The organism is Roseovarius halophilus (ex Wu et al. 2025) (assembly GCF_047086965.1).
Genome location: NZ_JBKOTX010000170.1, coordinates 1 through 11,537, shown reverse-complemented (window position 1 = coordinate 11,537; position 11,537 = coordinate 1). Strand labels below are relative to the sequence as shown.

Sequence of the window (11,537 nt, the reverse complement as noted above, 5' to 3'; positions counted from 1 at the left end):
GCCCGGCGCGCCGAGGCCGCCGCGCGCCTGACCGAATCCCGGTCGCGCCTGGAAGAGGCCCGCGCCCGTCTGAACGAGGCCCGCATCAACCAGAACGCCGCGCAGCGCCTGTCCGAACAGGGCTTTGCCTCGGACACCCGGGTTGCCAATGCCGACGCCGCGCTGGCCTCGGCCCGTGCCGGGCTGACCTCGGCCGAGGCCGCTGTCGAAGGGGCACAGGCGGGCATCTCCAGCGCCGAGGCCAGTATCGAGGGGGCCAACGCGGGGGTCGAGGCAGCGCGCGCCGGCATCCAGTCCGCCCAGGCCGCCGTGGCCGCCGCCGAACGCGAACTGGAACGTCTGACCATCACCGCGCCCTTCGAGGGCTTGCTGGAAAGCGACACCGCCGAATTGGGCAGCCTGATGCAGCCCGGCAGCCCCTGCGCCACCATCATACAGCTGGACCCAATCAAGCTGGTCGGTTTCGTCCCCGAGGCCGATGTTGCGAAGGTCAAGACCGGCGCGATGGCGGGCGCCGAACTCAGCAGCGGCCAGAGGGTCAGGGGGCCGGTGACCTTCCTGTCGCGCTCGGCCGACGAGGCCACCCGGACGTTCCGCGTCGAGGTCGAGGTGCCCAACCCCGACCTGGAGATCAGTGACGGCCAGACCGCCGAGATTCTCATCGGGGCCGAGGGACGCTCGGCGCATCTGCTGCCGGCTTCCGCGCTCACGCTCAACGACGACGGCGACATCGGCGTGCGCGTGGTGGACGGCGAGGACATCGCCCGCTTCCGCCCCGTGACCGTTCTGCGCGACACCCCCGAGGGCGTTCGGGTCACGGGCCTGCCCGACAGCGTGGACGTGATCGTCGTCGGCCAGGAATACGTTCGCGACGGCGTGCCCGTTGCGCCCACCGACAGGGAGGCCGGCGGATGACCGGAATCGTCGACTGGGCAGCCAACCACGCCCGCATGATCCTGGCCTTCATCGTGCTCTCGCTGGTTGCGGGGGGCGCGTCCTACGTCGGCCTGCCCAAGGAAGGCGAGCCGGATATCGAGATCCCGGCGCTCTTCGTGTCGGTCCCCTTCCCCGGCATCTCGGCCGAGGACGCCGAGACCCTGCTGGTCAAGCCCATGGAGTCCGAGCTTCAGGATATCGACGGGCTCGACACCATGTCTACCACCGCCGCCGAAGGCTATGCCGGGGCGGCGCTGGAGTTCGAATTCGGCTGGGACAAGTCCCGCACCATGGCCGATGTCCGCGACGCCATGAACAGCGCCGAGGGCCAGTTTCCCGATGGGGCCGACCAATATTCGATCAACGAGATCAACTTTTCGGAATTCCCGATCCTCATTGTCAACCTGACCGGCGAGGTGCCCGAGCGCACCCTGATCGACGTGGCCGAGGGCCTGCAGGACGAGGTCGAGGGCATCGACGCCGTGCTCGAGGCGCAGCTGACCGGCCAGCGCGAGGAAATGCTCGAAGTCGTGATCGACCCGCTCAAACTCGAAAGCTACAACGTCACCGCCAATGACTTGATCAACACGGTTCAGCAGAACAACATGCTGGTCGCCGCGGGTGAGGTCAGCAGCGAACGGGGGGATTTCTCGGTCAAGGTGCCCTCGTCGTTCGACGAGGCCCGCGATGTCTATTCCCTGCCCGTGCGCACCAACGGCGACCGCGTCGTCACCCTTGGCGATCTGGCCGAGATCCGCCCCACCTTCGAGGACCGGGTCAGCACCGCGCGGTTCAATGGCACCACCACCGTTGCGCTGCAGGTGGTCAAGGGCAAGGGCTTCAACCTGATCGACACGGCGGCCGAGGTGCGCGAGACCGTCGATGCCGCCGTCGCCGAATGGCCCGAGGACCTGCGCCAGGCGGTGGAGGTCGGCTATTCCAACGACCAGAGCCGTGTCGTGGCCTCCATGGTCAGCCAGCTGGAAGGCTCGGTGCTGACCGCCATCGCGCTGGTCATGATCGTCGTGCTGGCCGCCCTGGGCATCCGCCCGGCCCTGCTGGTGGGCTTTGCCATCCCGACCTCCTTCCTGCTGTGCTTCGCGCTCTTTGCGGTGCTCGACGTGACCATTTCCAACATCGTGATGTTCGGGCTGATCCTGGCCGTGGGCATCCTCGTCGATGGCGCCATCGTGGTGGTGGAATATGCCGACAAGCGCATCTCCGAGGGCACCGGCCCGATGCATGCCTATGTCGAGGCCGCCAAGCGGATGTTCTGGCCCATCATCAGCTCCACCGCCACCACGCTCTGCGCCTTCCTGCCCATGCTGTTCTGGCCCGGCGTGGCGGGCGAATTCATGGGGCTGCTGCCGGTGACGATCATCTTCGTGCTGACGGCCTCGCTGATCGTCGCGCTGATCTACCTGCCGGTCATGGGCGGCGTGACGGGCCGCATGAGCCGTCTCTTTGGGCACTGGTCCGACGCGCTGCGCGCCCGCCTGCCCTGGGTTCTCCGCGCCGCGCTGGTGGTTCCGGCAGTCCTGCTGGCCTATGCAGGGGCCATGCTGACGTTGAACCCCGGCTATTTCGGGGGCCAGGCCGTGCAGACCGACGGGCTGGTCGCCTCGCTGCCGGGGATCGTGCTGTTCCTGCTGTCCTGCGTGGCACTGGCCGTGACGGTGAGTTCGGCCAGGATCACCCGCGCGCCACGGCGCATCCGGGCCGGCTATCGGCGCAGCCCCTTCGGGCACCTGATCCATATCATCTCGGGCAACCCGGTGATGCCCATTGTCGCGATCGCGGCCATCGGCACCTTCGTGGCCTGGACCTTTATGTATTTCGGTGCCAACAACAACGGCGTCGAGTTCTTCACCGACAGTGAACCCGAACAGGCCATCGTCTACGTCCAGGCCCGCGGCAACCTGTCGATCGAGGAAAAGGACGATCTCGTCGCCCGGGCCGAGCGGATCGTGCTGGACCAGCCCGGCGTTGACACGGTCTTTGCCTTCGCGGGCGAAGGCGGGCTGAACCAGAACACGGGCGGCGGCGAAGGCCCGCGCGACACCATCGGCCAGCTCCAGATCGAGATGATCCCCTGGGAGGACCGCCCGGACTACGCCCGCGAGAACGACGTGCCCCTGGCGCAGCTCGACGGGGACGTGGTCATGGACGACATCCAGGCCAAGCTCGACCAGATGCCCGGTGTACGGGCCGAGATCCTCAACCTCTCGCGCGGGCCGGCCAGTTCCAAGCCCGTGCAACTGCGCCTGACCGGCGGCGATTGGGACACGCTCAAGCAGGCCGCGTCCATTGCCCGCGACCGGTTCGATCAGACCCTCGGCCTCACCCAGATCGAGGACAGCCGCCCCCTGCCCGGCATCGACTGGGAGGTCAACGTCGACAACGAGGCGGCCGGACGGTACGGTGCGGACGTGGCCACGGTGGGTGGCATGGTGCAGCTTGTCACCCGTGGCCTGCTACTGGACACCTACACCCCCCGCGGCAGCGACGAGGAAATCGAGATCCGCGTGCGCCTGCCGCGCGAGGACCGCGTCCTGTCCACGCTCGACAGCCTGCGCGTGCGCACCCCCGACGGGCTGATCCCGCTGTCCAACTTCGTCACCCGCCAACCGGTCGAGAAGCTCGCCCAGATCGACCGGGTCGACCAGGACCGCTATTTCGACGTAAAGGCCGGCGTGGCCGAGGGCATGGTGCAATTTGTCACCGATGACGCCGACGGCGGGACCACCACCCTGGGCACCTTCCGCGAACTGGCCGAGGGGGGCACCGCCGCGGCCTCCCGGACGGTGGAAACCACCGATGGCACCGCCTACGCGCCGGTGTCATTGGAGGCGGCCGACACGCTCTCGGCGGTGCAGACGGCCCTGGACGACGGGACCGCACGCCCCGAGATCATCAACGGCAACGAACGCATCGCTACGCTCACCAACGGGCTGGAAACCGAAAACCCCCTGCCCGAGGGGGTCAGCTGGTCCTGGACCGGCGACCAGCAGGATCAGGCCGAAAGCCAGGAGTTCCTGCAAACCGCCTTTGCCGGGGCGCTGGGGCTGATGTTCATCATCCTTCTGGCGCAGTTCAACAGCTTCTACAACGCGACGCTGGTCCTGCTGGCGGTGATCCTGTCCACCACCGGCGTGCTGATCGGGATGCTGGTCATGGACCAGGCCTTCTCGATCATCATGACGGGCACCGGCATCGTGGCCCTTGCGGGCATAGTCGTGAACAACAACATCGTGTTGATCGATACCTATCAGGAATACGAGAAATACATGCCGCGCTCGGAGGCGATCACCCGCACCGCAGAGGATCGCATCCGCCCGGTGCTGCTGACCACGACCACCACCATGGCGGGGCTCTCGCCGATGATGTTCGGCATCAGCCTCGATTTCTTCGGCGGTGGCTATTCGATCGACAGCCCCACGGCACTGTGGTGGAAACAGCTGGCCACGGCGGTGGTCTTCGGCCTTGGCATCGCGACCTTGCTGACGCTGGTCTTCACGCCCTCGATGCTGGCGCTGCGGGTCTGGGTGACCACCTATGCCCGCTGGGCCGCGCAGGGGCTGGCCAAGCTGGGCGCGGGCCGCGGCAGCCGGCTGGCCCGCGACTGGGCGCTGGAGCGCGAGGCGCGGCGCACGAAGGTGCCGGAAATACAGTGGTCGGACTTCGACAGTTTCACGACCCCCGAATCCGACCCCGTGGTCCAGGCCACCCCGCCGCCCCTGCGCGCGGCGGAATAGCCCGGCGGGCCGGCGGGTGTGCGGTCCATGTGCCAGCCCGGTTGGCAGGCCTGCGAAACGTCCGACACCGCGGATCATTGAATCCTGGCAGGACGCGCTATGTCGCCACGCAGGGAAAACCGGGAAGTTTCCATGATTCGCAAACTTGCAGGCACTCTTGTCCTCGGCGTTGCCGTCGCACAGCCCGCAGCCGCTGACCTCACAGGGCAGGCTTTCGACTACGAAGTCGATGGGACGGTCGTCGAGGGGTATGTCGCCCGCAACACCGACCTGCCCGAAACCGGGGGGACGATCCTGATCGTACACGATTGGGACGGGCTGACCGACTACGAAAAACAACGCGCCGACATGCTGGCCGCACAGGGCTACACGGCCGTGGCCATCGACGTCTACGGCAAGGACAACCGGCCAACCAACATGGAGGAAAACCAGGCCCGGTCGGGCGCGCTCTACGCCGATCGGGACCTCTTTCGCGCCAGGCTGTGGGGCTCCCTCGCGGCCGCAACCGAGTTGGAGGGCGTGGGCGACGACATCATTTTGATGGGCTACTGCTTCGGCGGGGCCGCGACCCTCGAAGCGGCGCGGTCCGGAATGGAGGTCGACGGGTTCGTGTCCTTCCACGGCGGGCTGGGAACGCCCGAGGGTCAAGACTATGCGATGACGACGGCCCCTGTCCTGCTCTTGCATGGGACGGCAGACCCGGTCTCCGGCCCGGCCGACCTGGCGCAGGTCGTCGGTGAAATGCTCGACGCCGGTGTCGAACACGATGCACGGCTTTACGGCGGGGCGCGTCACTCCTTCACTGTCTGGGGCTCGCGGGACTATGACCTGGCCGCCGACAAGGGCAGCTGGGACGCCTTCATGGCGTTCCTGGATGAGCAACTGTGACAAAAGCGGGGGGCCGGTCAGCCCGGCGCCCCCCTTCCGTGCAGACCTCGCCCGCAGAAGGGCGTCGCCGGGCAGTGCCCTGTCAAGACGGGGTTTCTTCGGCGCGCCCCGGGTCGGCGGGCGGGGCGTCCTTGGCGGGGCGCAGGCCCCGGCAAGCAGCGGTCGACCCGCCGGTCCGGGTCAGGCCGCCTCGTCGTCGGACTGTTGCCGCGCCCAGAGCTGGGCATAGCGCCCGGACCGCTCCAGCAGCACCTCGTGGGTGCCGGTCTCGACCACCTCGCCCTTTTCCAGCACCACGATCCGGTCGGCATCGGCGATGGTCGACAGCCGGTGCGCGATGGTCAGCACCGTGCGGCCCTCGCTCATGGCCCGCAGCTCGGACTGGATCTCGCGCTCGGTGTCGGTGTCCAGCGCGCTGGTGGCCTCGTCCAGCAGCAGGATCGGCGGGTTCTTCAGCAGGGTCCGGGCGATGCCCACGCGCTGTTTCTCGCCGCCCGACAGCTTCAGGCCGCGCTCGCCCACCTGGGTGTCATAGCCCTCGGGCAGGCTCATGATGAAATCGTGGATCTTGGCCGACCGGGCCGCGGCCACGACCTCGTCCTCGCGCGCGCCCTCCAGGCCATAGGCGATGTTGTAGCGGATCGTGTCGTTGAACAGCACCGTGTCCTGCGGCACCACGCCGATGGCGTCATGCAGGCTGTCCTGGGTCACATCCCGGATGTCCTGCCCGTCGATGCGGATCGCCCCGCCCGAGACATCGTAGAACCGGAACAGCAGGCGCCCGATGGTGGATTTGCCCGACCCGGACGACCCCACCAGCGCCACGGTCTGCCCCGCCCCCACCGACAACGAGACCCCGCGCAGGATCGGCCGTGCGTCATAGCCGAAGGTCACGGTGTCGAAGGTCACCTCGCCATCATTCACCTGCAGCACGGTCGCGCCGGGCCGGTCGGCCACATCGGGGGGCTGTTCCAACAGGTCGAACATTTCGGCCATGTCCACCATGGCCTGGCGGATCTCGCGGTAGACCGAGCCCAGGAAGTTCAGCGGCATGGTGATCTGGATCATGTAGGCATTGACCATGACGAAATCGCCCGTGGTCAGCGTGCCGTTCTGCACCCCGAAGGCGGCCATGACCATGACCAGCACCAGCCCGGTGGTGATCACGAAGGCCTGCCCGAAGTTCAGCAGGCCCAGGGTATAGGCGGTCCTGAGCGCCGCCGTCTCGTAGAGCGCCATGGCCCCGTCGTAGCGGCCCGCCTCGCGTTGTTCGGCGCCGAAATACTTGACGGTCTCGAAGTTCAGCAGGCTGTCGATGGCCTTCTGGTTTGCGTCGGTGTCCTGGGCGTTCATCTCCTTGCGGATGCGCACGCGCCACTCGGTCACCTTGAAGGTGAAGAAGATGTAGATGGCGATGGTCACGGCCACCACGCCCAGGTAGCTGAACCCGAAGTGCCACCACAGGATCACCGCGATCATCAGCAGTTCCAGGAGCAGCGGCCCGATGCTGAACAGCAGAAAACGCAGCAGGAAATCCACGCCCTTGACGCCGCGTTCGATGATGCGGCTCAGCCCGCCTGTCTTGCGGGTGATGTGATAGCGCATGGACAGGCGGTGGATATGGGTGAAGGTCTCCAGCGCCAGTTGCCGCAGGGCGCGCTGGCCCACCTTGGCGAAGATCACGTCGCGCAGCTGCTGAAAGCCGTTGGTCATCAGCCGCGCCATGCCATAGGCAACGGTCAGCCCCACGGCCCCCAGCGCCAGCAGCATGGCGTCGCCCCCGTCCCCCGACAGGGTATCCACCACCAGCTTGTAGAGCATCGGCCCCACCACGGCGACCAACTTGGAGGCGACAAGCGCGATCAATGCGAAGACCACGCGGCGCTTTACCCAGGGCTTGTCCGCCGGCCAGAGATAGGGCGCCACGCGCAGCACAACGTTCCAGCCCTCGATGGGCGGGTCGCCGGGGCTTGCATCAGGTTGGGTAGAGGGGCGCATCCGGGGTCCTTGTCGTGAAAGCCCACAGGTAGGCTCCCCGGCCGGCAATGACCAGAGCGCGGCTCAGATCATCTGCATAAGGCGGCGTTTCTCTCCGGTCTCATCCGGATCGGACAGGGCCGCGGCCAGCCCCTCCAGCGCGGCGATGTTGTGGCCCGCGCGGAAACTGTGGACATGCGGCAGCATCTGCCGGATGCCGCGGGCGCGGGGCGCGAACTCTGCCCAGCGCAGCAGCGGGTTGAGCCAGATCAGCCGTCGGCAGGACAGGCCGAGGCGTTCGGTCTCGCGGCCCAGCGCGCCCTCGGGGTCGCGGTCCAGCCCGTCGGTGATCAGCAGCACCACCGCTCCCTGCCCCAGCACCCGGCGCGACCAGTCGCGGTTGAAATCGTGCAGGCAGGCGGCGATGCGGGTACCGCCCTCCCAGTCCTGCGCCTCGGCCCCGGCGCGGGCCAGGGCGTCGTCCACATCGCGGGCGCGCATGTGCCGGGTGATATTGGTCAGCCGTGTGCCGAAGGTGAAGGCATGGACCCTGGCCCAGCCCTGCCCGCGGGCATTGCTGACGGCATGGACGAAATGCAGCACGGCGCGGGAATACTGCGACATCGACCCGGAAATGTCACATAGCACCACCAGGTTGGGATAGCGGATGCGGCGGCGACGGGTCTCGAAGGCGCGGACCTCGCCGCCCTGGCGCATCGCCCGCCGCATGGTGCGGCGCCAGTCGGGCATCGGCCCTGCCAGGGCCTGTGTGCGGCGCGATTTCACCGGGCGCACCGGCAGGGTCAACCGCGCCAGCATCCGGCGGGCCTGCGCCATTTCCTGCGTGCTCATCTGTTCGAAATCGAGGCGCCGCAGCCGTTCCTCGGGCGAGAGCGTGGCCGAGGCGTCAATCTCGACCAGGCTTTCCTCGGGGGTGTTCTCCGGCTCGGGCCGGTCCGGTTCGATCCCGTCGAGCAGGGCCTCGGCCGCGCGTTTCTCGGCCGGTCGGGCCAGCTCTTCCTCTTGCACACCGCGAATGGCGGGCAGCATCATGGACATCATGTGGTCAAGGAATTGCGGATCGCGCCAATAGAGCCGGAAGACCTGCCCGAAAACGCGGGCGTGCTCGGGGCGCGAACAGAAACAGGCCTGCAGCGTCCAGTAGAAATCCTGTTTCTCGGTGAAGCCCGCCACCTGCACGGCGCGCACCGCGTCGATCACCCGCCCCGGCCCCACCGGCAGCCCCGCGCGGCGCAGCGCGCGGGCGAAATGGGTGATGTTGCGCGCCAGCTTGCCGTCCGCGGGAAGGTCTAGGGGGGGATGGTCCGGCATCACGGATGTCCGCGGCTCTGCCCCTCGCCATTGTCTCTCGGACCAATGGCGCGACAATAGCGACCCCCCGGGATATTTACGGCCAGAAGATGCATCACGCAGGGGACAGGTCGGCACGGGCCTCGTCGAGCAGGCGTTTCGCCTCGGTGCCTTCGAGGCGGGCAATGTCGTCCTGGTATTTCAGCACCGCGCCCAGCGTGTCGGCGATGACCTGGGGCGACAGGTCGATGGTATCCAGCGCCAGCAGGCACTTGGCCCAGTCGATCGTCTCGGCCACGCCGGGGCGCTTGAACAGGTCCTCGCGGCGCAGTCGCTGGACGAAGGCGACGATCTCGCGGCTCAGCGCCTCGGTCGCCTCGGGGGCGCGGGCCTGCAGGATGTCCATCTCGCGCGCGAAGCCGGGGTAATCGACCCAGTGATAGAGGCAGCGCCGCTTGAGCGCGTCGTGCACCTCGCGCGTGCGGTTCGAGGTCAGGATGACGATGGGCGGCGCGGGGGCCTTGATCGTGCCCAGTTCGGGAATCGTCACCTGGAACTCTGACAGCGCTTCGAGCAGGAAGGCCTCGAAGGGTTCATCGGTCCGGTCGATCTCGTCGATCAGAAGCACCGGCGGGCCGGCCTCATGCGGCCGCATGGCTTGCAGCAACGGGCGTTCGATCAAGAAATCCCCCGAAAACAAGGACCGTTGCAGCACCTGCCGGTCGGCGCTGCCCTCGGCCTCGGCGGCGCGGATGGCGACCATCTGGGCGGGAAAGTTCCATTCATAGACCGCCGAGGCCGCATCCAGCCCCTCGTAGCATTGCAGGCGGATCATGTCGCGGCCCAGCGCGGCTGCGATGGCCCGGGCGATCTCGGTCTTGCCGGTGCCCGCCTCGCCTTCCAGGAACAGCGGCCGCCCCAGTTTGAGCGCCAGGAACACCACCGTCGCCAGGGCGCGGCTGCAAACGTAATCCTGCGCGGCCAGGGCCGATTGCACCTCGTCTATGCTTTCCATGGCGCCTCCTTGGGGTCCATGCTGCATGGTGCGGGGCCGGGGTCAAGCGACGCATTGCCCCGCCCGGCCCGACGCGCTAGGCCATGTCCCGCACGGCAGGAGACCCGCATGAACGATCCCAAGGCACCCGGCTTCGGCCCCGACCTCGGCCCCTTCGACTGGTCCGACCCCCTTCGGCTGGAACACCAGCTGAATGAGGACGAACGCATGTTGCGCGACGCGGCACAGGCCTTCGCCGAGGCGGAATTGCAGCCCCGGGTGCGCGACGCCTACGCCATGGAAGCCGCCGACCCCGCCGTCTTTCGCGCCATGGGCGCGGCCGGTCTGCTGGGCGTCACCATCCCCGAGGAGCATGGCGGGTTGGGCGCGGGTTACGTGACCTACGGCCTGATCGCGCGGGAAATCGAGCGGGTCGATTCGGGCTACCGGTCGATGATGTCGGTGCAGTCCAGCCTGGTGATGTATCCGATCCATGCCTATGGCAGCGCGGCCCAGAAGCAGAAGTTCCTGCCGCGCCTGGCCAGCGGCGACCTGATCGGCTGTTTCGGGCTGACCGAACCCGAGGCGGGCAGCGACCCGGCGGGCATGAAGACCCGGGCCGAGAAGACGGACACCGGCTATCGTCTGACCGGGGCCAAGACCTGGATCTCCAACAGCCCGCTGGCGGATGTCTTCATCGTCTGGGCCAGGTCCGAGGCGCATGACGGCAAGATCCGCGGCTTTGTGCTTGAGGCGGGTATGCCCGGCCTGTCGGCGCCGAAAATCGAGGGCAAGCTGAGCCTGCGCGCCTCGGTCACCGGCGAGATCGTCATGGACGGCGTCGAGGTGGGCGAAGAGGCGCTGCTGCCCGGGGTCGAGGGGCTCAAGGGGCCCTTCGGCTGCCTGAACCGGGCGCGCTACGGCATCAGCTGGGGGGTCATGGGCGCGGCCGAGGCCTGCTGGCACGCGGCCCGCCAATATGGGCTTGACCGCCAGCAGTTCGGGCGGCCCCTGGCACAGACCCAGCTGTTCCAGAAGAAACTGGCCGACATGCAGGCCGAGATCGCACTGGGCCTGCAGGGCGCGCTTCAACTGGGCCGCCTGATGGATACGGGCCAGGCCGCGCCCGAGGGCATCAGCCTGATGAAGCGCAACAATTGCGGCAAGGCGCTGGATGTCGCCCGCCAGGCCCGCGACATGCATGGCGGCAACGGCATTTCCGGCGAATACGACGTGATTCGCCACATGATCAACCTGGAGACGGTAAACACCTACGAGGGCACCCACGATGTCCACGCCCTGATCCTGGGGCGGGCGCAGACCGGCCTGCAGGCGTTTTTCTAGGCGTCTCGCCCGGCCCGTCGCCAGAAAGGCCCCGGGTCTTGCAAATTCTGGCCGCATATAGAGCTTATGGTTCGCAGGGGGGCCTGCGACATCGCGCAGACCCGGCGAGGACGTATGGCCGATCACGACACCCTGTTTGACCTGCAACTGGATGGGCGCGCCCCCGGCCAGTGGCATGCGCGCGTCGCGGAACTGGGCAACGCGCTTGGCCGGTGCGAGAGCCTGGGCGGGCGCGACCTGGCGGTGCGGCTCGATGCCGGGCGCAGCCTGATGGTCAGTTTCGAAACCATACCCGCCGCGCGCCGCTTCAACCCCGAGGCCGCCCCGCGCGG

Annotated in this window: 7 protein-coding genes and 1 pseudogene; 5 read left to right on the top strand and 3 right to left on the bottom strand. The window is 67.8% G+C overall.

The genetic code is table 11. The features are described from left to right. The 3 genes from ACH107_RS24825 to ACH107_RS24815 all read left to right on the top strand — a co-directional run. On the top strand, nt 1–915 hold a 915-nt coding region (locus ACH107_RS24825; protein ID WP_412508228.1), incomplete at its 5' end, for an efflux RND transporter periplasmic adaptor subunit. Beyond that, nucleotides 912–4,691, top strand: a complete 3,780-nt coding sequence (locus ACH107_RS24820; protein ID WP_412508227.1) for an efflux RND transporter permease subunit — start codon at nt 912–914, stop codon at nt 4,689–4,691. The genes ACH107_RS24825 and ACH107_RS24820, both read left to right, overlap by 4 nt. Nucleotides 4,692–4,823: 132 nt before the next feature. After that, a complete protein-coding gene (locus tag ACH107_RS24815) occupies nt 4,824–5,579 on the top strand; it encodes a dienelactone hydrolase family protein (RefSeq protein ID WP_412508225.1) in 756 nt (251 codons plus the stop codon). A 180-nt stretch (nt 5,580–5,759) separates the two neighbouring features. Here ACH107_RS24815 and ACH107_RS24810 read toward each other — a convergent pair whose 3' ends face one another. The 3 genes from ACH107_RS24810 to ACH107_RS24800 all read right to left on the bottom strand — a co-directional run bounded on the left by ACH107_RS24810 (nt 5,760) and on the right by ACH107_RS24800 (nt 9,882). Further along, nucleotides 5,760–7,577, bottom strand: a complete 1,818-nt coding sequence (locus tag ACH107_RS24810) for an ABCB family ABC transporter ATP-binding protein/permease (RefSeq protein WP_412508223.1) — start codon at nt 7,575–7,577, stop codon at nt 5,760–5,762. 63 nt (nt 7,578–7,640) lie between these two features. Continuing rightward, entirely contained in the window at nt 7,641–8,888 is a 1,248-nt protein-coding gene (locus tag ACH107_RS24805) for a VWA domain-containing protein (RefSeq protein ID WP_310690724.1), read from the bottom strand. Nucleotides 8,889–8,982: 94 nt separating this feature from the next. Next, nucleotides 8,983–9,882, bottom strand: a complete 900-nt coding sequence (locus ACH107_RS24800) for an AAA family ATPase (protein ID WP_412508221.1) — start codon at nt 9,880–9,882, stop codon at nt 8,983–8,985. Between the two features lie 108 nt (nt 9,883–9,990). Here ACH107_RS24800 and ACH107_RS24795 point away from each other — a divergent pair, with 108 nt between their 5' ends. Both ACH107_RS24795 and ACH107_RS24790 read left to right on the top strand, forming a co-directional pair. Then, nucleotides 9,991–11,205: an acyl-CoA dehydrogenase gene (locus ACH107_RS24795; RefSeq protein WP_310690726.1), complete on the top strand. Its 1,215-nt coding sequence runs from the start codon at nt 9,991–9,993 to the stop codon at nt 11,203–11,205. Between the two features lie 114 nt (nt 11,206–11,319). Further along, nucleotides 11,320–11,537 (top strand): annotated as a pseudogene (locus tag ACH107_RS24790) (phosphoadenosine phosphosulfate reductase); the annotation flags it as partial.